Origin of the sequence: Marinobacter sp. RI1 (assembly GCF_041155085.1) — a bacterium.
GTDB lineage: Bacteria > Pseudomonadota > Gammaproteobacteria > Pseudomonadales > Oleiphilaceae > Marinobacter > Marinobacter nauticus.
Window position 1 is genome coordinate 747,328 of the sequence record NZ_AP031605.1, and the last position, 23,834, is coordinate 771,161.

Sequence of the window (23,834 nt, forward strand, 5' to 3'; positions counted from 1 at the left end):
AAAGCGCCGAGCTTTCGCAAGGCGCTTTTTTTATGGCAGTGGGAAAGCGGCTTTAGCCGGCTTTCGGGCCCGCTTCAACAATGGCGTCGGCCACGTCGAACTTCTTGAAGTTCTCCACGAACTGGGCAATCAGCTCCTGGGCCTTGCCATCGTAGTAGTCCGGGCTGACCCAGGTGGTGCGCGGGTTCAGCAGCTCGGTGTCTACGCCCGGAACATGCTTGGGCACGTCCAGATTCAGGGCATCCAGGTGCTCGGTTTCGACGTCGTCCAGATCACCGTTCTGGATGGCGGCAATGATGGCGCGGGTGGTCGGAATGCTGAAACGCTTGCCTTCACCGTAGGGGCCACCGGTCCAGCCGGTGTTGACCAGAAATACCTTGCTGCCGAATTCGTCGATACGCTTCATCAGCAGCTCGGCATAGACGCCGGCCGGGCGCGGGAAGAACGGCGCACCAAAGCAGGTGGAGAAGGTGGACTTCAGCTTGGAGGATGAGCCCATTTCGGTGGAGCCCACCAGCGCGGTGTAGCCACTCAGGAAGTGGTAAGCGGCAGCTTCACGACTCAGGATGGATACCGGAGGCAGAACGCCGGTCATGTCGCAGGTCAGGAAGATGATGTGCGAGGGCTCACCGGCACGGTTCTCGATCACGCGCTTTTCGACGTGCTCGAGCGGATAGGCGCAGCGGGAGTTTTCGGTCAGTGAAACGTCGTTGTAGTCCGGCTCGCGGGTCTCCGGATCAATCATCACGTTCTCAACGATGGCGCCGAAACGGATGGCGTCCCAGATGATCGGTTCGTTCTTCTGGCTCAGGTCGATGCACTTGGCGTAGCAACCGCCTTCAATATTGAATACGGTGCCCGGGCCCCAGCCGTGCTCATCGTCACCGATCAGGAACCGGTGCGGGTCTGCAGACAGGGTGGTTTTGCCGGTGCCGGACAGGCCGAAGAACAGGCATGTCTCGCCGGTTTCACTGACGTTGGCTGAGCAGTGCATGGGCAACACGTCTTTCTCGGGCAGAAGGAAGTTCTGAACCGAGAACATGGCTTTTTTCATTTCGCCTGCGTAGTGCATGCCGGCCAGCAACACCTTGCGCTTGGCGAAGTTGATGATGACGCAGCCGTTGGAGTTGGTGCCATCACGCTCCGGTACACACTCGAAATTAGCGGCGTTGAGAATCTGCCATTCCTGCTTGTCGGCCGGATTGAAGCTATCCGGGCGAATGAACAGGTTGCGGCCGAACAGGTTCTGCCACGCGGTTTCCGTGGTCATTTTTACCGGTAGGTAGTGTTCCGGGTCGGAACCAACGTGAACGTGAGAGACGAAGCGGTCTTTTTCAGCGATGTAGGCTTCAACGCGATCCCACAGGGCATCGAACTTTTCAGCATCGAACGGGCGGTTGATCGGACCCCAGTGAATGTCGTCGGCGGTGCTGGGCTCCTCGACGATAAAGCGGTCCATAGGAGACCGGCCGGTACGCTCACCGGTGGTGACCACCAGAGAACCGTTGGATGCCAGCTGGCCTTCGTTCCTTGCTAATGCCAGCTCGACCAGTCGTGCTGTACTCAGATCATTATAAGTGTTGCTCACTTCGACCTCGCCCTCGGGATGTCTTCGTGATTGCCCAGGCCGTCCCCCCGAAAATTGACGGAAAACTGAACAATCGGGTCAATTCAGGCGCGCTATTATGCCAGAGACGCCCACAAAAAACGACTGCCCTGAAAGCCGCGCCAGAGGCGGCTTCCGGGCAAGTTCAGTGACGGCTTAGTGTAACGTATGGCCGGTGAAAAGGTGATCAATATCATTTCTATTGAAGCGATAGTTTGCGTGACAGAACTGGCAGTCCATGTTGATGCTGCCCTGTTCGTCGAGGATGCTGTAGCACTCGTCCTTGCCGATGGCTTCCAGCGCGGCCAGGGTGCGCTCACGGGAACAGCTGCAGCGGAAGGCAACCGGATCCGGCTCGAACAGGCGCACCGTTTCCTCGTGGAACAGCCGGTGCAGCAGGGTTTCACTGTCCAGGCTCAGCAGTTCCTCCGCTTCCACTGTGCGGGCCAGGTGGTTCACCCGGTTCCACAGGTCATCGTCGTCATCGGTATGGCCGGGAAGGCGCTGGAGTAACAGGCCGGCAGCGGTATCCTCGTTGGCAAACAGGAACAGGCTGGTGGCGATCTGCTCGGAGCGCTCGAAGTACTCTTCTAGGCAGCCGGCCAGGGTTTCTGATTCCCTTGGTACCACGCCCTGATAGCGCTGGCCCTGTTCCGGGGTAATGGTGATGGCCATACGGCTTTTTCCGAGCAGCTCGTGCAGGGTTTCGCCGCTGACCGCATCGGCATCAAAGCGGGCCAGGCCACGGATATGGCGGTCATGGCTGCATTCGGCCATGAGTGTGCTGAGGGCACCTTCACCCGCTGCCTGCAGCGAGAGAGTGCCTTTGAATTTCAGGGTGCTGCTCATCAGTACGCTGGCTACCAGGGATTCTCCCAGCAGCTCGCGGACTGAATCCGGGTAGGGGGCCTGGCCGGTGATTTCCTTGAAACTCTCGCCCAGCTGTACCCAGGCACCCCGCACCTGGCTGTGTTCAAAGAGAAAACGTTGGAACTGGTCGCGGGATGCCATGGTGTCTCCTGGAGCTGATGTATCGATTTACTGGGAGTTACTGAAACGGGGTTGTATACGGGTTGTCAGATACGTGGGATTCAATGGTTACAGACCATTCTGTTCCCGGAAGCGCTGGATATCCCGGCGATCTTTCTTGCTCGGCCTTCGAGCCGGGGGCAGCTGTGCAGCCTGCATGGTCTTGCGTTGCCAGGCCAGGTCTTCCCGCCGTTTCACGCTGTCGTCGGTTTCGTGATAGAGCTTCTGGGCTTCCGGGGCGCCCCGGCGTCGGTCGCTGATGTCGTCGACGATCACGATCTTTTCCTGCCAGCCCAGGCGCAGGGTCACTTTGGCGCCGGTCTCAACGATCTTGCCGGGCTTGGTGCGCTGGCTGTTGTAGTGCACCTTACCGCCTTCAATGGCCTCTTTGGCGAGCGAGCGGGTTTTATAGAATCGCGCTGCCCACAGCCATTTATCGAGCCGGACTTTCTGATCGTCTGCGTTCGCCGCCGTCATATCTCCTCACCTGTCGGGCACATGCCGCAATAATCCATTATAACCCCCTCATGGGGTGGATGGCACTGCTGTATGTGAGCGCAAGGCAGGCAGTACTTCATCGAAGTGATGAATGCCGGGAATGTCCGGGTGGTGGTCTTTGGCTGGCTGCTGGCTGTCGGGGGCCAGAATCGCCAGGCACTGGCCAATACCGGCGGCCCGGGCACTCTCCAGCACCGGGAAACTGTCGTCGACCATCAGGGTAGATTGGCGACGATAGGGGGAGCGGCCGGCAAGGTCCTGCCAGAACGCCGGGTCCTCTTTGGGCTTGCCCAGTTCGTGGCTGGAGACGATGCCGTCAACATGCTGATCCAGTCCGGTCCGCTGAAGCTTCAGGGCCAGAGGATCCGGATGGCAGTTGGTGACAATGACCGAACGCAGCCCCGCCTGGCGCAGTGCGGCCAGAAAGCCGGTTACATGAGGGCGGTAGCCAATGCGGTCACCAACTTCCGCCTTAAGGCCGGTGATGTCCAGAGCAAGGCGTTCGCTCCAGTAATCGGTACAGTACCAGTTCAGCGAGCCCCGCTCGGCCATGATCATCGGAATCAGGTAGTCCCGGGCCTCGGTTGGGTGCAGGTCAAAGTGTTCGGCATAGCGCCTGGGCAGGTGCTCCAGCCAGAAGTGGTTGTCGAAATGCAGATCCAGCAGTGTCCCGTCCATATCGAGGAACACCGTATCGAGGGTTGACCAGTCCACCATAAACAAAACAGCCTGAAGAATTTTCTTCAGGCTGCCTCAGATCCCGACCAGTGGCAAGCCGGGATTTTACGGATCGGTGCGCCAAATCAGTTGTCGGACTGCTCCACCGTTTCTGACTTGCGACCGGTGCGGGTGCAGCCCAGGCAGCGAACGAAAGTGGCCTTGGCCGGGCCAACCACCAGCACTTCACCGGCTTCGCCGGCATTGCCGCCAAGCGCCGAGAATGGCAGGGATACCAGGTAAACAGCACTACCGACAATGGTTGTGGCCAGCAGGGCCGGGCGCAGCAACACCGCATCGGCGGTCATGGCCAGTGCAGACGGGCTTTCATCCACGGCGCGGGCATGGCCGAGCGATGAGAATGCCAGCAGGCAGGCTGCGACGGTGGCTACCAGGGTGCGGGAAATCTTGCGGGTCATGTCATTCTCTCCTGAACGTATCAGCCCGGTTGGTCAGGGCTCGCCTGTCTCTGTATTGCGAGCCAGCATGTTCGCGCTGCGTGCGGCGACCGGGTACTAGCACTCCATTAACTATGAATCATATTGCCTCAATTTCAAACGGTTTTTCGTTGAAAAGTGTGAGCCGTTGCGGAATCTCAGCGCTGGCACCGGGGACAGTAAACCGTCGATCGGTTGTTCATGCGGATCTCTTTCAGCGGGGTGTTGCATTCGGTGCAGGGCGCTCCCGCCTTGCCATAAACCAGTAGCGACTGGGCGAAATACCCCGGTTTGCCGTCGCTGTTGACGAAGTCCCGCAGAGTGGTGCCGCCCATCAGTATGGCGGCGCTGAGGGTTTCCCGGATGGCCTCGGCCAGCTTGTGATAGCGGTCCAGGCTGATGCGGCCGGCTTTCCGTTTCGGGTGGATGCCGGCCTTGAACAGGGCTTCGTTGGCGTAGATATTGCCCACGCCCACCACCACATGATTGTCCATAATGAAGGATTTGACCGGCGTCTGTTTCTGCCGGGACAGGCGAAAAAGCCAGGCGCCGTTGAAACCTTCGGATAAGGGTTCCGGCCCGAGCGCGCTGATCAGTGGATGCCGGTTCCAGTCGGTAGTCCACAGCCAACAGCCGAAGCGTCGCGGGTCATTGAAGCGCAGGCGGCGATGATTGCCGAGGACAAGCTCGACGTGATCGTGAGTCATGGCGGGGCTGTCGTCGGTGATCACTCTGAGACTGCCCGACATGCCCAGATGGACAATCACGGAACCAGTCTCCAGGTGCAGGAACAGGTATTTCGCCCGGCGCTCCACGGCACGGATGGTCTTGCCCTCCAGGTGCTCGGCCAGATCCGCCGGTACCGGCCAGCGCAGGCTGGGGTTGCGGACAATTACCCGCCGGATGGTCTGGCCTTCGCAGTGAGGCGCGATGCCCTGACGGGTGGTTTCAACTTCAGGTAATTCCGGCACAGAGCCTCCACCAACAGACAGATTTTGAGACGAAACAGTGTAATTGGTAACAAAAAAGCCGCCAAACCTGGTTGTCCAAGCTTACACCTGTACGCTAGAGTGGGCTTAACGATCACCCCCTTCGAGTGCCAGCGACATCCCTCAGCAGTATCGCCTTTCGAAGTTAATCGAGTTTCGAGGATTATCTATGTGGTTTAACGGTCTTCTGGACCTTTCTGTGTGGCAGCTGATCGCGGTCACTCTGGTGATGACACACATCACCATCGTCAGCGTTACCCTTTATCTGCATCGTCATTCGGCCCATAACGCGCTGGATCTGCATCCCGTCCTCAAGCACTTTTTCCGCTTCTGGCTCTGGCTGACCACGGCCCAGAACACCAAAGAGTGGACGGCCATCCACCGTAAACACCATGCCAAGTGCGAAACCGAGGAAGATCCTCACAGCCCGGTGGTGCTGGGTATTCGCAAGGTGCTGTTTGAGGGCGCCGAGTTATACGCAGCTTCTGCCACCCCTGAAACCCTTGAGCGCTATGGCCAGCGCACGCCGGAAGACTGGGTCGAGCGCAACCTCTACAGCCGGTACAAGACCCTGGGTATTGCCTTGATGGCGGTGATCAACCTGGCGCTGTTCGGGGTGCACGGTATCTGGATCTGGGCCGTCCAGATGATGTGGATTCCGGTATGGGCTGCCGGCGTGGTCAATGGCATCGGCCATTACCTGGGCTATCGGAATTTCGAATGCGCCGATAACGCCCGCAACATCTCGCCGCTGGGTATCCTGATTGGTGGTGAGGAGCTGCACAACAATCACCACACCTATCCGAATTCGGCCAAGCTGTCTCGTCGCTGGTACGAAGTGGACATCGGTTGGGGTTACATTCGTCTGTTCCAGCTGTTTGGTCTGGCGACGCCGAAAGGCTACCGGCCTATTGCTCATTATGTTCCGGGCAAGCAGGCGGTGGACGTGGAAACCGTTCAGGCCATCGCCAATAACCGCTTTGTGATCATGCGCCAGTATCGCAAGCGAGTAATGGAGCCGGTGCTGCGACAGCAGAAAGCGTTGATGGACGACGAAATTCGTCCCCGTTATCGCAAGCTCAAGCAATTGCTGTCTCGCGAAATCAGCCTGATCAAGCCTCGGGAAAAAGAGCATCTCGACACGGTGCTGGAACGCAACGAAGTGCTCAGGCTGATCTACGAGAAGAGTCATGAACTCCAGGCACTCTGGCGCCAGCGCGGGCTCAAGCCCCAGGACAAGCTGCAGGCGTTGATGGAGTGGTGTCGTGACGCCGAAGCCAGTGGTGTTCGTTACCTGGAAGAGTTTGCCGCCCACCTGCGAGCGTATTCCTTGCGCCCCGCTTCCTGAGACAGGCCTGCCTGTAGGATGCGCCGGAAGCCCCCGTTACTGGGCTTCCGGTTCGTCACCCCGTTCAACCCGGAAAAGACAGTAGCTGACCTGGCCTGCTGATTTCTGTCGGTGCAGATGCCAGCTGGCCGGTACCGTCGGCAAGGCTCTTTCACTCTCGTGTTCGACATAGATCCAGCCGCCCGGCTTCACCCATTGCTGGGTGTCCAGTAGCGGTATCAACCGTTCAAGCCAGCCTTGACGGAATGGCGGGTCCATAAACACGATGTCGTAGCCTTGGCCGTCACCCTTTGCCAGAAACTGTTCCACATCCTGGCAGGCGACATCCCCTTTGTTGGTTCCCAGCAGTCGGAGGTTGTCCCGGAGCGCTTTGGCCAGGGCGGGGGTGTGGTCCACCAGCGTTGCCTGCGCTGCTCCACGGGACAGTGCTTCCAGTCCCAGAGCCCCGGAACCGGCGAACAGATCCAGGCACCGGCTACCGGCCAGGTGGAAGTTCAGCCAGTTGAACAGGGTTTCCCGGGTGCGGGCCGGGCTGGGCCGCACGCCGCCGGCGTCCGGAAAGCGCAGTTTCCGGCTGCGCCAGTCGCCACCGATAATTCTCAGTTCGCCGGTTCCGGAGTCTTTGCCTGGTGAGACGACGGGTTTTTTGCGGGCTGGGGGACGTCGTGCCATAGGGGCGAGGCTCCGGGGAAGTCATGGATGGCTGATGTTTGCGGCTATGGTACCGGAATCCACGAGACCGGTTAATCCTGCCCCATCACTTGTGCCGGCCAGTCTGTTAGAATGCTCCACTTATTTTGGCGAGCTGAGGTTCTTGTGCCCTCTTCGCGAACCTGCGGCCTGTGCCCGCCCTTTTTTCAGACAGATGGATAGATTATGACGGCAGAGTGGATTTCAGTCGGCCTGTTGGCCCTTCTTGTTCTGTTTTTTGTGCTGGATATCGCCGGCAACCGCAAGCGTGCGCCCCGGCCCAAGCCGGTACCTCAGCGTAAGCCGGAGGTGGCCAGGGGGCCGGCTCCTGTGCCAGCGGAACCTGAGGCCGAACCTGAAGTGCCGCCTGAACCAGCGGCAGAAGCCGCTGAGCCGGAAGCGGCTCAACCGGCTGTTGAGCCGGCTCCCGCGCCGGAACCTGAGGTTGAGCGCGAACCGGAACCCCGAGTCAGTGTCTTCGAGCGCATCAAGCAGGGTCTGGGGAAAACCCGGGCCAGCCTGACCGGTGGTCTGGCCGACCTGTTCTCGGTGGGCAAGAAGATTGACGAAGATCTGCTGGAAGAAATCGAAACCACGTTGCTGATGGCCGATGTGGGTGTGACCGCCACCTCTGAGATCATTGACGCCCTGACCGAGAAACTCGAACGCAATCAGCTGAAAGATGGCGAGGCCCTGCGCAAGGCGCTACGGGATGAGTTGCATGGCCTCCTCAAGGAGGTGACCCGGCCGCTGGAGATCGATGCCGGCAAACAGCCCTACGTTATCCTGATGGTTGGCGTGAACGGTGTCGGCAAAACCACTACCATCGGCAAGCTCACCAAGAAATTCCAGAGCGAGGGTAAGTCGGTCATGCTGGCCGCTGGTGACACCTTCCGGGCGGCGGCGGTTGAGCAATTGCAGGTCTGGGGCGAGCGCAACAACGTTCCGGTGGTGGCCCAGCATACCGGCGCAGACAGTGCATCGGTAATTTTCGACGCCATCCAGTCTGCTCAATCCCGGGGTGTGGATGTGGTGATTGCAGACACCGCCGGTCGCCTGCAGAACAAGGACAACCTGATGAACGAGTTGTCCAAGGTCGTTCGGGTGATGAAGAAGCTGGATGAATCTGCGCCTCATGAGGTGATGTTGGTGCTGGATGCCGGTACCGGTCAGAATGCCCTGAGCCAGGCCCAGGTATTCCAGCAGGCAGTAGGTGTCTCCGGCATTACGCTCACGAAACTGGACGGCACGGCCAAAGGCGGTATTGTGTTTGCGATCGCCCGTCAGCTGCAGTTGCCAATCCGCTATATCGGGGTGGGAGAACAGGCCGAAGACCTGCGCAGCTTCGATGCCGAAACTTTTGTGGATGCGTTGTTCGAAGACTGACGCCGTAAATACGGAGTAGCTGCCCCGATGATCGAGTTCCGCCAGGTAACCAAACGCTACGACAGTGATCACACCGCACTCAGGGCTGTGAACTTTCACCTGGACCGTGGTGAGCTGGCGTTTCTGACCGGTCATTCCGGCGCGGGCAAGAGTACCCTTCTGAAACTGATCATGGTGATGGAGCGCCCGACAGCGGGTGAGGTGATCGTGGGCGGCCAGAAACTGAATAGCCTGCCCCGCCGACAGATTCCTTACATCCGGCGTCATATCGGGGTGGTGTTCCAGAATCACCAGTTGTTGTTTGACCGCACGGTGTTCGACAACGTGGCCATGCCATTGGAGGTGATGGGGGCCTCGCCGGAAGATACCGGCCGGCGCGTGCGGGCGGCATTGGACAAGGTTGGTTTGCTGAAAAAGGAAAAGATGAACCCCATGCAGTTGTCCGGGGGTGAGCAGCAGCGGGTCGGTATTGCCCGTGCGGTGGTAAACAAACCACCCGTACTGCTGGCGGATGAGCCGACCGGTAACCTGGATCCCGAATTGTCTGCAGACATCATGCGGTTGTTTACCCAGTTCAGTCAGGTTGGGGTAACGGTACTTGTGGCAACCCACGATATTGCTCTGATTAATGAAATGAATCGACGTACGTTGACTCTGAATCAGGGCCAGCTGGTTGCTGGCGGAGGTGTGAGTGGCCACTGACTCTCGCCAGAAGCCGGATAATCGCCGGGGCGCTGACCGTTCGCGATCACTGTTGAGTGATCAGGCCCGGAGTTATCTGGGCCACCACCGGAAAGTAGCCCGGGATTCTATCCAGAGAATGTGGAAAACCCCGGTAGCCAGCGCCATGACCTGGACAGTGATGGGGGTAGCTCTGGCCTTGCCGGTTGCCCTGCTGTTGCTGTTGACCAGCCTGCAGGGTGTGAGTGCAGGCTGGGAGAGCACGGCCAGGATTACCGCCTATCTGGCGATGGAACTGCCGGCGGAGGAAGCCCGGGGTATGGCCGCGGACATTGAAAGCGATGGGCGAGTGGTATCGGTTCAGCTGGTCGAACGTGACCAGGCCTTGGCCGACTTTCGTGCCAGTTCGGGGCTGGACGAGGCGCTGGATTTCCTGGAAGAGAATCCTTTGCCGCATACGCTGCTGATTACACCCGAAGACAGCGCTCGCTCGGCAGAAGGCGTTCAGGCACTGGTGACGTTTGTCGAGAATATGAACGGTATCGATCAGGTCCAGGTCGACCTGGGCTGGCTGCAACGCCTGAACGCAATGACCGAGATCCTTGCCCGCGCCGTCTGGGCGCTGGCTTTGTTGCTGGGGGCCGCGGTTATCCTGGTGATTGGTAACACGGTGCGTCTGGCCATCGAGAACCGGCGGGATGAAATCCTCGTGGCAAAACTGGTCGGCGGAACCGATGCTTTCGTTCGTCGCCCGTTTCTTTACACCGGCGCCTGGTTCGGGCTCGGGGGTGGCCTGGTGGCGTGGTTACTGATTCAGGTGTCACTCTGGTGGTTAAGCGGCCCGATCGAGCGTCTTGCCGGGCTGTATCGCAGTGAGTTTACCTTGCAGGGACCGGGGTTCGATGGCGCGCTGGCATTGATAATCGTAGCGATGCTGTTAGGCTGGCTGGGCGCCTGGGTTGCGGTGAGGCGTCATCTGGATGACATAGAGCCGGGCGATATTGCTGGAGGCTGATCCGGATCGCGGGAAAACCGTATTGAAAAAAGAGTCCATTCTGACGTAGTTTGGTTTATAGAGAAGCAAAGGCGATCTTTCCAGATGTATGATTTTTAACGTTTTACTGGGAAGTTCGGGAACTAATTGAGTTCTTGGCGGTCTCATATTGAGTTGCTATATTTAAAGGCTGTCAGGTTCGGAGGTTAATGCATGGGTACGAGTTTACAGCTGGTTGACAGACTGGTTCCGGGTGCGAATCTCGAGTCGTATATCCAGGCGGCGAGTCGCATTCCTGTTCTCTCCGTTGATGAAGAGCGGGAACTGGCAGAACGGCTGCACTACCATGGCGATGTTGAGGCCGCGCGTCAGTTGGTGCTGTCGCACCTGCGCTTTGTGATTCACATTGCTCGCAGCTATTCCGGCTACGGCCTGGCCCAGGCCGACCTGATCCAGGAAGGCAACGTTGGCCTGATGAAGGCCGTCAAGCGGTTTAATCCTGAGTATGGCGTGCGTCTGGTGTCGTTTGCCGTGCACTGGATCAAGGCGGAGATTCACGAATTCATTCTGCGTAACTGGCGCATTGTGAAAGTGGCTACCACCAAGGCCCAGCGCAAGCTGTTCTTCAATCTGCGCAGCCAGAAGAAGAAGCTGGCATGGCTGAATCACGATGAGCTGAAAGCGGTCGCCAATGATCTGGGTGTCGAGCCCCACGTGGTGCGGGAAATGGAAGGTCGCCTGGCTTCCCAGGACACCGCTTTTGACGGCCCGATGGATGATGACGAAGACAACGCCTACCAGGCACCGGCTTACTACTTGGAAGATCGCCGTAGCGATCCGGCGGTTCAGCTGGAAAACGCTGACTGGTCTGAGGACTCCAATGGCCGGCTGATGCAGGCGCTGGAGCAGTTGGACGAGCGCAGTCAGGATATTCTGCGTGAACGCTGGTTGTCGGAGAGCAAGTCGACGCTGCATGAGCTGGCCGACAAGTACGGGGTGTCCGCTGAGCGGATCCGCCAGCTTGAGAAAAACGCCATGAAGAAGATCCGGGTGCAGATGGCCGAGGTCGCCTGAGGTTTATTGGCAGCCCGGAAGCTGAAAACGCCACCACCGTTCGCGGTTGGTGGCGTTTTTGTTTGTATAATCCGCCTAAACCATTTAATTCACGTGGCTGGGAAGAAGGGATTGGGGTAGCCTTTCCAAAAAACGCTCCTGCGGCACATCCATGTGGCGCTTCTGCTCCGCCATCCATGGCTCCGCAAATTTTTGGAAAGGCTACCCCAATCCCTTCGCCGGGCTTCTGAGTGGGATTCCCCAAAATGTTTGCACATTCTCCTCGTATCGCTTTTCTCGGCATCGGCCTGATGGGCACGCCGATGACCCGTAACCTGCTGGACGCCGGTTTTTCCATGACGCTCTGGAATCGCACCACCAGCAAATGCGAGCCCTTTGCCAGCGAAGCGACGATCGCCGGGACGCCCGCCGAGGCGGTGGCGGAGGCCGATATCGTGATCGCCATGCTGGAAAATGGCCAGGTGGTGGATGATGTGCTGGTGACGCAGGGTGCTATGGCTGCGGTGAAGCCGGGTGCGCTGGTGATCGATATGAGTTCGGTGCAGCCTTCGCTGGCGCGGGAACATGCCGAGCTGGCCGCAGAGCAGGGGGCCGGTTATGTCGATGCACCGGTATCTGGCGGCACGGTGGGTGCGGCCGATGCTCGTTTGAGTATCATGGCGGGCGGCTCGGAAGCCGATATCGAGCGGGCTTTGCCGGTGTTCAATGCGCTGGGCAAATGCACCCGCATCGGGCCGGTGGGGGCCGGTCAGCTGGCAAAGCTGGCCAATCAGGCGATTGTGGGGATCACCATCGGGGCTGTGTCGGAGGCGCTGTTGCTGGCAGCCAAAGGTGGCGCGGATCCGGCCGCCGTGCGGGAAGCGCTGATGGGCGGGTTTGCCGGCAGCCGGATTCTGGAACTGCATGGCCAGCGGATGATTGACCGGGACTTCGCGCCGGGCGCTCCGGCCCGCATCCAGCTCAAGGATATGCGTATGATTCTGGATGAGGCCCGCTCGGAAAATCTGACCCTGCCGCTGGCCCAGCAGGTGCATAATGAATACCTTGCCCTGGTCGCCAATGGCCACAGCGATGTCGATCACAGCGGCCTGTTGCTGGAGTTGGAGCATCTGAACGGCTCCTTGATGGGTTCCCTGGGCCGAGGCCCCAAGCACTGAATTAACCGGAGAAATCTGCCATGCCCCGTTTTGCTGCCAACCTGAGCATGCTGTTTACCGAAGTGCCGTTTCTGGAACGTTTCGCCCGGGCCCGAAGTGCCGGGTTCCGTGGTGTGGAGTATCTGTTTCCCTACGAGTGGCCGGCGGAACAGCTGGCGGAGCGGCTTCAGAGCAACGGGCTGGAACAAGTGCTGTTCAATCTGCCACCCGGCGATTGGGCAGCGGGGGAGCGTGGCATTGCCTGTCTGCCGGATCGCATTGAGGAGTTTCGCGCCGGTGTCGAGCAGGCCATTCACTACGCCCGGATGCTGGGCTGCAAGCAACTGAACTGCCTGGCAGGTTTGAAGCCCGAATCCGTTGCCGAGGAAGAGGCCTGGCAGACCCTGGTGGCGAACGTGCAGTACGCAGCCGACCGCTTCGCCGAAGCAGGTTTGACCCTGTGCCTGGAAGCCATCAATTCGCGGGTGGATATGCCGGGCTTCATGCTTGATACCAGTGGCAAGGTGATGGCGCTGATTGAGGCGCTGGAGGCAGACAACGTGCGCCTGCAGTACGATCTCTATCACATGCAGATCATGGAAGGGGATCTGATTCGTGGCATCGAATGCCTGTTGCCCTGGATTGGCCACATTCAGTTCGCCGACAACCCGGGCCGGCATCAGCCGGGAACCGGGGAGATTAACTTTTCGAATGTTTTCTCGGCGATAGACAGACTGGGTTATGGCGGCTGGGTGAGCGCAGAGTACAGGCCTACCGGGGCGACAGAGCCGTCTCTGGGCTGGTTTTCTGAGGCAAACTGACCGTCGCCATAGGCGACACCCTCTTACAAGATCGTAACTGGCCGGTTCCCGGAGTTCTTCGTACCCTTGTTGTTAATGTTTTCCGCTATCAGGAGGAGCACCGGTGAAAGCGCTGGTAATCGAAGACGATCGGGATGTAGCAAATTATCTGCTAAAGGGACTGAGGGAATCCGACTTCGTGGTGGATCATGCGGCCGACGGCAAGGAAGGCATGATGATGGCGGCCAGTGAAGAATACGACATCATGATTGTCGACCGGATGTTGCCGGGTATGGATGGCCTTTCCATTATCAAGACGGTACGGGCCACGGGCAACCAGACGCCGGTGCTGATTCTCAGTGCTCTGGGCGATGTCGATGACCGTGTCGAAGGGCTGCGTGGCGGTGGCGATGACTACCTGACCAAGCCGTTTTCTTTCACCGAGCTGTTGGCGCGCATCGAGTCACTGATCCGGCGTAACCGTCAGGCGGCCGAGACCGAGACCGTACTGAAAGTGGCGGATCTGGAGATGGACCTGCTGGCCCGCACCGTAAAACGAGCCGGCCAGAATATTGATGTCCAGCCCCGGGAGTTCAGGCTGCTGGAATACCTGATGCGTAATGCCGGGCAGGTGGTTACCCGTACCATGCTGCTGGAGAAAGTGTGGGATTATCACTTTGACCCCCAGACCAACGTGATCGACGTGCATATCAGCCGTCTGCGCGCCAAGATCGACAAGGAATTCGATACACCCCTGCTGCAGACAGTGCGGGGGGCGGGATACATGTTACGTGAAACTGCTTAGTCAGCTCAGAACATCGTCTTTCCAGCTTGCCCTGCTGTATATGGTGGTGTTTGCCACCTCGGTGTTTCTGCTGTTGGCATTTATCTACTGGCGTACAGCCGGGTTCATGACTGCCCAGACCGACGAGACCATTGAAGCGGAAATCGCCGGCCTGGCGGAGCAGTATCGCAGTCGTGGTGTAAATGGTCTGATCACCATCATCCGGGAACGGGTGGCCAGGGATCCGAATGCCAAGTCCATTTACCTGTTGACCACAGACGACTTTCTGAAACTGGCCGGGAATATTGAAACCTGGCCAGAGGGCAGCCGCTCGTCTGACAGTGGCTGGATTAATTTCACCCTGAATCCCGCCGTTGGCTGGCAGGGCCCCGAGCGCCTGGCCCGGGCCCGGATCTTTGAGGTCCAGGGTGGTTTGCGCTTGCTGGTGGGGCGCGATGTGGATGACCTCACCAACCTCAAGCGGGTGATTGAAACTGCCATCAACTGGGGTATGGGCATCACCCTTGCCCTGGCGCTCCTGGGTGGCTTCCTGATGAGCCGAAGCACCACTCGCCGCATTGAAGTGATCAACAACACCTCCCGCCGGATCATGAATGGGCACCTGTCCCTCCGAATTCCGACCCGTGGGACCGACGACGATTTTGATCAACTGGCCGAAAACCTGAACCAGATGCTGGACCGGATCGTGTATCTGATGGAAGGCATACGCCATGTTTCGGACAGCATCGCCCATGATCTTCGCACTCCACTGACGCGACTGCGTAACCAGCTCGAAAACACGCTGATTACGGTCGACAATGACGAGGCGCGCGAGCATGTCGGGCAGGCTGTGGCGGAGGCTGACCAGCTGCTGGCCACCTTCAATGCCTTGCTGCGCATCGCCCGGCTGGAGACTCGGGGCAACTCGGCCGACATGAAGGTGGTGGCTCTGGATGAACTGGTCAGCGATGCCTGTGAACTCTACGAGGCCCTTTCCGAGGACAAGGATCAGAGTTTCTCTCAGGAACTTGAGCAAAATGTCCGGATTGAGGGAGACCGGGATCTCCTGTTCCAGATGATCAGTAACCTGATCGACAACGCCATCAAATACACGCCGGAGCATGGTGCCATCAAGGTAGTCGTTCGCCGGGACGGCGGCGGAGCGGTGTTTGAGGTTCAGGATTCCGGTATCGGTATTCCGGATGATGAGAAAGACCAGGTTTTCCAGCGCTTCTACCGGGTTGGCAAGAGCCGCTCGTTACCCGGCAACGGTCTGGGTCTCAGCCTGGTGTCGGCGGTGGCGGAGATTCATCAGGGCCAGATTCTTCTGAGTGATACCCATCCTGGTGAAGACATGCCGGGCTTGACCGTCACGGTCCGTATGCCAGCGTATACCGCCGTAAAAAAGCGGATCAAGGCCACACAGTCTGAGAACGGTGGTTCAACGGAGGAGGGGCGCTCCTCCGCAGAACCCGGCACAGCCTGAGATTACTGGCTGGCGCGAAAGCGGTTGATACGGCTCAGGACAGGGCCAAGTACCGCGTCGGCCCGTGACTCGACCTGCTGGCTGATATGATCAAATTGCGAGCGACGGCGATCCACCTTGGCCTGAATACTGTCCCACTCTCCTTCCAGATGCTTCTGTTCGGCCATCAGAAACGCCGCTATATTGTGGCGATTGACACGGCTGGTGATGCCCAGCTGGTCCAGCCGGAAACCCAGGCTATCCACCCCTTCAAGTGCCAGATTCATCAGTTTCTTGGTATCCATTAGCGTGTCTCCATGCAGAAAAGATCAAGTGTCATTGTCGGCCACGCTAATCCTTGGCGCTAGAGTGTTCAACCTAAATTGCAGAAGGGATGCCTTGCCAAAAGGTAATCGCATGGCCACAGGCAGGTAATGGTCAATATGCAGAATAGAAGGTGTAGATGCGGAAGCGGGCAGATGATCTGCTTGCTTCCCCCTCCAGCACAGCGCTAGCCTTATACCCCGTGATTCACGGGGTTTTTTTATGCCCTTCCGAAATGCATTGTTTCTTGAACCAGGACACCCATGGCCAACCAGACGCCTTCAGGCAACAACCGGCCGCGCTATATCACCCCCGAAGGTGAGCAGGCGCTCCGGGATGAGCTGCAATTCCTATGGAAAGTAAAGCGACCAGAGGTTACCCAGGCAGTACGTGAAGCGGCTGCCCTGGGAGACCGGTCCGAGAATGCCGAGTACATCTATGGCAAGAAGCAGCTTCGGGAAATCGACCGTCGCGTACGCTTCCTCAGCAAGCGGCTGGATGAGGTCTCGGTGGTGGATCGCCTGCCAGAAGACCGGAGCCGGGTATTCTTTGGTGCCTGGGTGACCATCGAGGATGAGGACGGCAGTGAGCAGGAGTATCGAATCGTGGGTGCCGATGAATTCGATCTCGAAAAAGGCTATCTCAGTATCAATTCTCCGCTGGCCCGCGCGCTCATTGGCAAGCATCTGGATGACGAGGTATCGGTGAGAACCCCCGAGGGCTGGAAGCAGGTGGTGATTACCGATATCCGCTACCAAATGGCCTCGAACGACAAGTGAGTGCTGTCACAAAACTGGCTTTTGCCTGGGCAAAGGGTCATTTTTGGCGATAGACTGATCAAATATTGTCACCCGTCAGGGCAAATGGATGATCGGCTAGGGTTGGGATGAGCGCCATGAATGTCAGGAAACAGACAGAGGAAAAACGAGCCGGGGCAGCGTTGCTGGCGTTGCCGTTGATGCTGCTGACGGCCTTGCCTGCCTACGCCCAGAGTGACGATGACGCCGCGTTTGAGTACGAAGAGCGCTCCACTATCGACACCATTCCGTTTCGCTCTGTGGCGGAAGAGGAGCTGGCCAATACCGTAATTGAGGGCGGGCTGGCAGCGCCGGCGGCCGGGGTACCGGTGCAGCAGGCAACGGATGACGATTTCTATCTGGACCCGCTGGCCCTGCAGCCGAGAGACCCGCGAACCGATCTGGGCCGTTCCGAGATTCCCGTCGAGATCCGTTTCAGTAACCCCAAAGTGATACCGGGCCAGAGCCACGGCAACAATTACGTGATCCGGCCACCCGAGAACCGTACCTACGATACTCTGAATACCAATCTCACCGGTCGTTAAACATCGGCCCCGCTACTCGGCCTCAGGCAGCGGCTGAATCCGCTGCAGCAGCGGGCCTGCCGAGCACATCTTCGTAGAAAAAGCTCAGAGCCTGACTGGCCTGATTCAGTCGGGCCCGGGATACCCGGATCTTTTCACTCAGATAGGTCAGGAACAGCTTCTGATCCTCTTCGGCCAGATTGTCCGGATCCTTCAGATCATGAAACAGCACAAATCGGCTGATCCAGTGCAGATAGGTTTGCTCGGCGCGTTGATTCAGTTCGCGTTTGCGGATGGCGGCCTGTACCTGGCCAATCATGCCTGGGCGCGATTGCTCCAGGGCCTCAGTAATGTCCATGGTGTTTACTCGTTCAAAAGCTTGTTTTTGTTATGTTGCGCGCATCATATGACAAACGTTTGAACGGCGCAAAATTTTGGCGGGTGCGGTGCCCCGCGGCCGGAGTGGCGGCGGGGCAGGGGCGTTACTTCAGGGATTCAAGTTTGTCGATGTACTGCTGCATGGCGTCATCGCTGGACATGCCCTTGAGTTTCTCCCAGGCGTCGTACTTGGCCCGGCCAACAAAATCCATCATGCCCGGACGCTTGCCGCTGACATCGCCTTCGGTGGCCTGCTTGTAAAGGGCGTAGAATTCCAGTTTCAACTCGTTGGAAGGTTTGAAATCGCCTTCCGCCGTCTGGATGTAGTTTACCGCTTCTTCGAATTTTGCTTTCAGGTCACTCATGTTGTGTCTCCGTGGTGTTGGTGGTTTTTTTCCATTCAAGCATGCCGGCAGTATAGCGACGGGGCTGGTTGGCGTCATTGACCGAAATAGCGGTTTTCCGGTCGCCCTGGCAATCTGGCAAAAGTTTGCCCAAGCACACATTTTGAGCCATCGCTGGCCAATTTTTGCTTGAGAACCCTGGGTGACCTGTGTACAGTTTTACGCGTTGTCTGCCAGGAGGGCAGACACCAAGGATCGATACAATTGCAAATGACTTGCACAGGGAGCACGCCATGTCTGCCAAAGACGGTTCCGTTGCGCCGAAAGAGCGCATCAATATCAAGTATGTCCCCGCCACAGGCGATCAGCAGGCCGAAACCGAACTACCACTGAAGATGTTCGTGGTTGGTGATTTCAAGGGTCACGCTGAAGAAACCCCCATTGAAGACCGTAAGGCCATTTCCGTCGACAAGAACAACTTCCGTTCTGTCATGAAGGAAGCGGGTCTGACGCTTTCCACCAGTGTTTCCAACAAGCTCGAAGACGGTGCCGACGACCTCCCCGTGAATCTCGAATTCCAGGGTCTCGAAGACTTCTCTCCGGACAGCATTGCCCGCCAGGTCCCTGAGCTCAAGAAGCTGATTGAGCTGCGTGAAGCCCTGGTTGCCCTCAAGGGCCCGCTGGGCAACGTGCCTTCGTTCCGTTCCAAGCTGCAGGAGCTGCTGGACAACGACGACGCCCGGGAAAAGCTGTTGGCTGAACTTGAGCTGGCCACCGACGGCGGCGAGTAATCGCAACACCGGAACCCGGTAACCTACACCGATTATCAATCACGTACTGAAGGGATGTGGTATGTCTGATACTGCTGTGCAGCAATCTGCTGCCTCCGAATCCGTAGCAGAAGGCTCTCTGCTTGACCAGGTCATGGCCAACAGTCGTATGGCGCCGGCCGATGAAGGCTACGATGTTGCCCGCAAAGGGGTGGCCACGTTTATTGCCAACCTGCTGAAGAGCGATGAAAAAGGCCAGCCGGTCAACAAGGCGCTGGTCGACCAGATGGTGGTCGAGCTGGATCGCAAAATCAGCGCCCAGATGGATGAGATTCTGCACGCACCCAAGCTGCAGGAACTGGAATCGTCCTGGCGTGGCCTGAAACTGATGGTGGATCGCACCGATTTCCGCGAGAACATCAAGGTGGATATCCTCCATGCCACCAAGACCGAACTGCTGGAAGATTTCGAATTTGCTCCGGACGTGACCCAGACCGGCTTCTACAAGCACATTTATGCCGCCGAGTATGGTCAGTTCGGTGGTGAGCCGGTGGGCGCGATTGTCGGCAACTACGCCTTCAGCCCATCAACGCCGGACATGAAGCTGCTGCAGTACGTGTCGTCGGTTGGCGCCATGTCCCACGCGCCGTTCCTGTCCTCGGTTGCACCGTCGTTCTTCGGCGTCGACAGCTACCAGGAACTGCCGGCTATCAAAGAGCTGAGCGCCGTTTTCGAAGGCCCGAAATACGCCAAGTGGCGTTCCCTGCGGGAATCTGAGGATGCCCGTTACCTGGGCCTGACCGCACCGCGCTTCCTGCTGCGGGTGCCTTACGATCCGACTGAAAACCCGGTGCGCAGCTTCAACTACAAGGAAGATGTCTCCGGTGACCACGAGCATTACCTGTGGGGCAATACCTCCTACCTGCTGGCCACACGCCTGACCGAGAGCTTCGCCAAGTACCGTTGGTGCCCGAACATCATTGGTCCCCAGAGTGGCGGTGCGGTGGAAGATCTGCCGGTGCACACCTTCGAGTCCTTCGGTCAGCTGGAAGCCAAGATTCCGACTGAGGTGCTGATTACCGACCGTCGCGAATACGAGCTGGCGGAAGAAGGTTTCATCGCCCTGACCATGCGTAAAGGCAGTGATAACGCCGCGTTCTTCTCCGCCAACTCTGTGCAGAAGCCCAAGCAGTTCCCGAACACCAAGGAAGGCAAGGAAGCGGAAACCAACTACAAGTTGGGTACCCAGTTGCCGTACATGATGATCGTGAACCGCCTGGCCCACTACATCAAGGTGCTGCAGCGAGAGCAGATCGGCTCCTGGAAAGAGCGTCAGGATCTGGAGCGGGAACTGAACACCTGGATTCGCCAGTACGTGGCCGACCAGGAAAACCCGCCTGCAGACGTCCGCAGCCGCCGCCCCTTGCGTGCCGCGAAAGTGGAAGTCTCCGATGTAGAAGGCGATCCGGGCTGGTACCAGGTCTCCCTGGCAGTGCGTCCGCACTTCAAATACATGGGCGCCAACTTCGAACTCTCGCTGGTTGGCCGACTGGATAAGGATTAATCCGTGTTCGGCGGCACCGGCACTGACGGCGTTCGCAACACCGGCAGCCTGTTTGAACGGCTTGAACAGGCTGCCGCTCCTGCGGGCCAGAGCATGGGGGAGTTCACCCATGTGGTTGAGTCCATCAAGCGCCACCTGGTGCGACTGCTGAACGCCCACCCGGGCAACAGCAGCAGCGCACCGGATCTTGGCTTGCTGGATTTCAACGACGCCACTCTGGGCACTCATGACCTGAGCATCCAGATCCGCGGGGCCATCCGTCAGTGCATCGAGAAGTTTGAGCCGCGGGTTAAGCGGGTGGATGTGGTAGCCATGCCACCGGGCCCGGACCCGTTGCAGTTGAAGTTCCAGGTGACGGTCTACCTGAACGTTGCAGGAAGCGATGATCGGACGACGATAGACCTGGTTTTGGATGATAAGCGGTACTACCGGGTTGTTTAGACTTGGTTGCTGGAGGAGATGGGGACACTTTTCTTCTGGGAAAAAATAACTCGCTTTGCTCAGACATCTTTTTTCCCGCCAGAAAAGCATCCCCATCCCCTCCGGCAAACCTGAGTGGAATGCGGCCGAAGTTTTTGAAGGCAGGTATGAGAGTCACGGTGTGGGTAGTCTTTCCAAAAGTGTGCGGAGCCATGGATGGCGGAGCCCAAGCGTCCCATGGACGGGCTAGAAGCGTCTTTTGGAAAGACTACCCACATCCTGGCTCGGAGCCAGACCGAGCAGTCAAGGTGCAGTAAACATGAAGTTAAACAGGTTCTACAGGGATGAGTTGAGCTTTCTGCGGTTGCAAGGCAGGGAATTTGCCGAAGCCCACCCGCAGCTCACCCGCTTTCTATCCGAACAGAGCACCGACCCGGACGTAGAACGGCTGCTGGAAGGCTTCGCCTTCCTGACCGGCAAACTGCGGGAAAAAGTTGAGGACGAGTTTCCGGAGCTGACTCATTCGCTGCTGAACATGCTCTGGCCAAATTATCTGCGGCCAGTGCCCAGCTGCACCATCATGCGCTTTGATCCACAGCTGCATGCCATCAGTGAACGTCAGGTTGTTGATCGTCATACCGAGATCAAGAGCCGCCCCCTGGGCGACGCCAGCCGCCAGACCCAATGCCGGTTCCGCACCTGCCGGTCGGTGGATATTTTTCCGATCAGTGTGGCCGATGCCAATGCCGAGCACTCACGGGAAGTTTCCTCCGTGACCGTAGACCTGGCCCTGCATACGGACCAGCCACTGAATGGCATTGGCCTGGAAAATCTGCGCTTTTACCTGGGCGGCGACAACCACACGGCAGAGACTCTGTATCTGTGGCTGAACCATTACCTCAGCCGTATGGAACTGGTGGTGGGCGACCGTGTGGTCAGCCTGCCTTCATCCCTGTTGCAGCCGGTTGGCTTTGCGGCAGATGAGGCGATCCTGCCTTACCCCAAGAATGCTTATGCCGGCTACCGGATTATCCAGGAGTACCTGAGTTTCCCGGAGGCCTTCCGGTTTGTTGATATCACCGGCCTGAAATCCCGGTTGCCAGCGGTGCAGGCTGATGAGATCAGTCTGCGTTTCCACTTCAGCCGGATTCTGCCCCCGGACACCCGGGTAACCCGCGACTCCATGCAGTTGTACTGCACCCCCGCGGTTAATCTGTTCAGCCACGAAGGCGAGCCGGTAGACCTGAACGGTCGCCAGACTGAATACCGTATTTCACCCTCCAGCCGCTGCCCGGAACACTACGAAGTGTTCAGTATCGAGCAGGTTGAGGGCTGGCTGGAAGGTCGTTCCGGTAGAGGCGAGCCGCGCATCTACACGGCGTTTGAGAGTTTCCAGCATGAAGTGGAGCGGGATCGGGGCCGCACCGCCCTGTATTACCGGGTTCGTACCCGGGAGAGCGTGCGTGGTGATGGTTTTGATCACTACATTTCCTTTGTTCGCGGTGATGAAACCGAATGTCTGAATCGTCAGGAAGCGGTCTCGCTCACGCTCACCTGCACCAATCGCCAGTTGCCACAACAACTGGCGGTCGGGGAGGTGTGCATGGCCACCGAGAGCACACCGGCCTTTGCCGCGTTCAGCAATATCACGCGCCCGACGGCGACCCTGCGGCCTACCCTGGATGGCAGCCTGTTGTGGACGCTGATATCCAACCTGTCATTGAACTACCTGTCGATGCTGGATGTGGATGCCCTGCGCACCGTGCTGCGGGTGTATGACTTCCGGGCCCTCGTCGACCGACAGGCTGAGCGGGTGTCCCAGAAGCGGCTGGCCGGTATCACGGGCATCACCACCAAGCCGGTTGACCGCATGATTCGCGGGCTGCCGGTGCGCGGTATCCGCTCAGAGTTGCAGCTGGACCAGCAGGGGTTTGCCAGTGAAGGTGACCTTTACCTGTTCGGCACGGTATTGAGTCAGTTTTTTGCGCTTTACGCGAGTATCAATGCTTTTCACCAACTGGAAGTGGTGAATACAGACAATCAGGAACGGTATACATGGACGTTACAGCAAGGTCAGCAGCCGCTGATGTAGCCGGGCTGGAACCCGTTCTCGGCAACGCGCGGCGATACAGTTTTTTTCAGCTGGTGGATCTGATTCACCGGCACCATGGAGACGACCTGGAGCGTGGCGGTCACGATGAGCCCCGCCAGGAACGCATCCGGTTCTCGGCCTCGGCCGGCCTGGGGTTTCCCGGCAGTGATGTGGTGTCGGCGCTGTCGCCGGAGCATGAGCACGCTCCCTATCAGATGGAAGTCAGCTTCCTGGGGCTTCACGGCTCCCAGTCGCCACTGCCCGGTTATTACCTGGAAGATCTGGCCTGGGAAGCGGGGCAGAATCTCGGTGTTCGTCGGCATTTTCTGGATTTCTTCAATCACCGGCTGGTGACCCTGTTCCATCGGGCCTGGCGCAAATACCGCTACTACATCCGGTTCCAGCCCGGGGCCAGCGACGGTTTTTCGGAACTGGTGTTTGCCCTGACCGGTTTGGGCGACAGTCGGCTGCGGGAAGCCACACCGGTGAACTGGTCCAAGATGCTGGCCTATGCCGGCTTGATGGCGGGCCGGAGCCGGTCACCGGAAGTGGTCAGCGGCATCATCGGCCACTGTTTTGACCTGGACGACGTCAGCATCGAACAGTGGGTACTGCGCAAAGTGGACATCGCCCGGGATCAGCAAACCTCGCTGGGCAGGGCCAACGCCACCCTGGGCGAAGACACGCTGGTGGGTTCGCGCATCCGGGATCGCAGCGGCAAGTTCATTCTCCGGCTGCGCAATCTGACCCGGCAGCGGTTTGCGGATTTTCTGCCCAATGGCCGGGATCACCAGCGCCTGGTCAAACTGGTGGAGTTCGCTACCCGGGAGCAACTGGCCTATGACTTGGAGCTGCAAATGCGGCCCAAGGATATTCGCCCCATGCAACTGGGCGAGGATGTTCGCCTGGGCTGGAATTCCTTCGTAACACCGGACCGGGCCCGTGAGCGTCCGGCGGTGCGGATACAGATCAGACGTTAGGGCAGGG

General features: G+C 58.6%; 26 protein-coding genes. 16 read left to right on the forward strand and 10 right to left on the reverse strand.

What is annotated here, in order from left to right; translation table 11 throughout:
- Window positions 1-52 precede the first annotated feature (52 nt).
- The 6 genes from ACAM27_RS03330 to mutM all read right to left on the reverse strand — a co-directional run bounded on the left by ACAM27_RS03330 (window position 53) and on the right by mutM (window position 5,258).
- Window positions 53-1,588: a phosphoenolpyruvate carboxykinase gene (locus ACAM27_RS03330; RefSeq protein ID WP_011787158.1), complete on the reverse strand. Its 1,536-nt coding sequence runs from the start codon at window positions 1,586-1,588 to the stop codon at window positions 53-55.
- A gap of 174 nt (window positions 1,589-1,762) precedes the next feature.
- On the reverse strand, window positions 1,763-2,617 hold the full coding sequence (hslO, locus tag ACAM27_RS03335) for an Hsp33 family molecular chaperone HslO (protein WP_369612553.1): 855 nt from the start codon (window positions 2,615-2,617) through the stop codon (window positions 1,763-1,765).
- An 87-nt stretch (window positions 2,618-2,704) separates the two neighbouring features.
- Window positions 2,705-3,112: a ribosome-associated heat shock protein Hsp15 gene (hslR, locus tag ACAM27_RS03340; protein ID WP_011787156.1), complete on the reverse strand. Its 408-nt coding sequence runs from the start codon at window positions 3,110-3,112 to the stop codon at window positions 2,705-2,707.
- A 48-nt stretch (window positions 3,113-3,160) separates the two neighbouring features.
- Complete coding sequence (yrfG, locus tag ACAM27_RS03345; RefSeq protein WP_369612554.1) at window positions 3,161-3,850, reverse strand: GMP/IMP nucleotidase; 690 nt, start codon at window positions 3,848-3,850, stop codon at window positions 3,161-3,163.
- An 86-nt stretch (window positions 3,851-3,936) separates the two neighbouring features.
- A complete protein-coding gene (locus ACAM27_RS03350) occupies window positions 3,937-4,269 on the reverse strand; it encodes a hypothetical protein (protein WP_206854574.1) in 333 nt (110 codons plus the stop codon).
- A gap of 176 nt (window positions 4,270-4,445) precedes the next feature.
- The gene (mutM, locus tag ACAM27_RS03355) at window positions 4,446-5,258 is read right to left on the reverse strand and encodes a bifunctional DNA-formamidopyrimidine glycosylase/DNA-(apurinic or apyrimidinic site) lyase (protein WP_278799954.1); all 813 of its coding nucleotides are present in this window, start codon (window positions 5,256-5,258) and stop codon (window positions 4,446-4,448) included.
- A gap of 187 nt (window positions 5,259-5,445) precedes the next feature.
- Here mutM and ACAM27_RS03360 point away from each other — a divergent pair, with 187 nt between their 5' ends.
- Window positions 5,446-6,624, forward strand: a complete 1,179-nt coding sequence (locus tag ACAM27_RS03360) for an acyl-CoA desaturase (RefSeq protein ID WP_011787152.1) — start codon at window positions 5,446-5,448, stop codon at window positions 6,622-6,624.
- Between the two features lie 36 nt (window positions 6,625-6,660).
- Here ACAM27_RS03360 and rsmD read toward each other — a convergent pair whose 3' ends face one another.
- Window positions 6,661-7,296 (reverse strand): 16S rRNA (guanine(966)-N(2))-methyltransferase RsmD, encoded by a 636-nt coding sequence (gene rsmD, locus ACAM27_RS03365; protein WP_369612555.1) that lies wholly within the window; start codon window positions 7,294-7,296, stop codon window positions 6,661-6,663.
- Window positions 7,297-7,500: 204 nt separating this feature from the next.
- On the opposite strand from rsmD, the gene ftsY reads away from it, so the two are divergent.
- The 8 genes from ftsY to ACAM27_RS03405 all read left to right on the forward strand — a co-directional run bounded on the left by ftsY (window position 7,501) and on the right by ACAM27_RS03405 (window position 15,655).
- Complete coding sequence (gene ftsY / locus ACAM27_RS03370; RefSeq protein WP_369612556.1) at window positions 7,501-8,700, forward strand: signal recognition particle-docking protein FtsY; 1,200 nt, start codon at window positions 7,501-7,503, stop codon at window positions 8,698-8,700.
- 27 nt (window positions 8,701-8,727) lie between these two features.
- Complete coding sequence (gene ftsE, locus ACAM27_RS03375; protein WP_014422980.1) at window positions 8,728-9,402, forward strand: cell division ATP-binding protein FtsE; 675 nt, start codon at window positions 8,728-8,730, stop codon at window positions 9,400-9,402.
- The gene (ftsX, locus tag ACAM27_RS03380) at window positions 9,392-10,396 is read left to right on the forward strand and encodes a permease-like cell division protein FtsX (protein ID WP_183580901.1); all 1,005 of its coding nucleotides are present in this window, start codon (window positions 9,392-9,394) and stop codon (window positions 10,394-10,396) included. Before ftsE ends, ftsX begins: the two co-directional genes overlap by 11 nt.
- 192 nt (window positions 10,397-10,588) lie before the next feature.
- Complete coding sequence (gene rpoH / locus ACAM27_RS03385; protein ID WP_014422978.1) at window positions 10,589-11,449, forward strand: RNA polymerase sigma factor RpoH; 861 nt, start codon at window positions 10,589-10,591, stop codon at window positions 11,447-11,449.
- A 245-nt stretch (window positions 11,450-11,694) separates the two neighbouring features.
- A complete protein-coding gene (locus ACAM27_RS03390; protein ID WP_369612557.1) occupies window positions 11,695-12,606 on the forward strand; it encodes an NAD(P)-dependent oxidoreductase in 912 nt (303 codons plus the stop codon).
- 20 nt (window positions 12,607-12,626) lie between these two features.
- Window positions 12,627-13,406 (forward strand): hydroxypyruvate isomerase, encoded by a 780-nt coding sequence (gene hyi / locus ACAM27_RS03395; protein WP_369612558.1) that lies wholly within the window; start codon window positions 12,627-12,629, stop codon window positions 13,404-13,406.
- 103 nt (window positions 13,407-13,509) lie between these two features.
- On the forward strand, window positions 13,510-14,190 hold the full coding sequence (locus ACAM27_RS03400) for a response regulator transcription factor (protein WP_011787144.1): 681 nt from the start codon (window positions 13,510-13,512) through the stop codon (window positions 14,188-14,190).
- On the forward strand, window positions 14,177-15,655 hold the full coding sequence (locus tag ACAM27_RS03405; RefSeq protein WP_022991316.1) for a HAMP domain-containing sensor histidine kinase: 1,479 nt from the start codon (window positions 14,177-14,179) through the stop codon (window positions 15,653-15,655). The genes ACAM27_RS03400 and ACAM27_RS03405 overlap by 14 nt, the downstream gene beginning before the upstream one ends.
- A 2-nt stretch (window positions 15,656-15,657) precedes the next feature.
- Here ACAM27_RS03405 and ACAM27_RS03410 read toward each other — a convergent pair whose 3' ends face one another.
- Entirely contained in the window at window positions 15,658-15,939 is a 282-nt protein-coding gene (locus tag ACAM27_RS03410) for a hypothetical protein (protein ID WP_011787142.1), read from the reverse strand.
- Between the two features lie 282 nt (window positions 15,940-16,221).
- Here ACAM27_RS03410 and greB point away from each other — a divergent pair, with 282 nt between their 5' ends.
- Entirely contained in the window at window positions 16,222-16,737 is a 516-nt protein-coding gene (gene greB / locus ACAM27_RS03415; RefSeq protein WP_014422972.1) for a transcription elongation factor GreB, read from the forward strand.
- A gap of 116 nt (window positions 16,738-16,853) precedes the next feature.
- Window positions 16,854-17,300 carry a hypothetical protein gene (locus ACAM27_RS03420; RefSeq protein WP_031211189.1) on the forward strand — a complete coding sequence of 149 codons (447 nt, stop codon included), beginning with the start codon at window positions 16,854-16,856 and terminating at the stop codon, window positions 17,298-17,300.
- 22 nt (window positions 17,301-17,322) lie between these two features.
- Here the strand turns inward: ACAM27_RS03420 and ACAM27_RS03425 are convergent, their stop codons facing one another.
- Window positions 17,323-17,637, reverse strand: a complete 315-nt coding sequence (locus tag ACAM27_RS03425) for a site-specific integrase (RefSeq protein WP_011787139.1) — start codon at window positions 17,635-17,637, stop codon at window positions 17,323-17,325.
- Window positions 17,638-17,761: 124 nt separating this feature from the next.
- A complete protein-coding gene (locus tag ACAM27_RS03430) occupies window positions 17,762-18,022 on the reverse strand; it encodes an acyl-CoA-binding protein (protein ID WP_011787138.1) in 261 nt (86 codons plus the stop codon).
- Window positions 18,023-18,294: 272 nt separating this feature from the next.
- Between ACAM27_RS03430 and tssB the strand changes: the two genes are divergently transcribed.
- From tssB to tssG, 5 genes are all read left to right on the forward strand, one after another.
- Entirely contained in the window at window positions 18,295-18,792 is a 498-nt protein-coding gene (gene tssB / locus ACAM27_RS03435) for a type VI secretion system contractile sheath small subunit (protein ID WP_011787137.1), read from the forward strand.
- A gap of 61 nt (window positions 18,793-18,853) precedes the next feature.
- A complete protein-coding gene (tssC, locus tag ACAM27_RS03440) occupies window positions 18,854-20,335 on the forward strand; it encodes a type VI secretion system contractile sheath large subunit (protein ID WP_011787136.1) in 1,482 nt (493 codons plus the stop codon).
- Window positions 20,336-20,338: 3 nt separating this feature from the next.
- Entirely contained in the window at window positions 20,339-20,776 is a 438-nt protein-coding gene (gene tssE / locus ACAM27_RS03445) for a type VI secretion system baseplate subunit TssE (RefSeq protein WP_011787135.1), read from the forward strand.
- 298 nt (window positions 20,777-21,074) lie between these two features.
- The gene (tssF, locus tag ACAM27_RS03450) at window positions 21,075-22,847 is read left to right on the forward strand and encodes a type VI secretion system baseplate subunit TssF (RefSeq protein ID WP_369612559.1); all 1,773 of its coding nucleotides are present in this window, start codon (window positions 21,075-21,077) and stop codon (window positions 22,845-22,847) included.
- Entirely contained in the window at window positions 22,811-23,827 is a 1,017-nt protein-coding gene (gene tssG, locus ACAM27_RS03455) for a type VI secretion system baseplate subunit TssG (RefSeq protein WP_011787133.1), read from the forward strand. The genes tssF and tssG overlap by 37 nt, the downstream gene beginning before the upstream one ends.
- Window positions 23,828-23,834 lie beyond the last annotated feature (7 nt).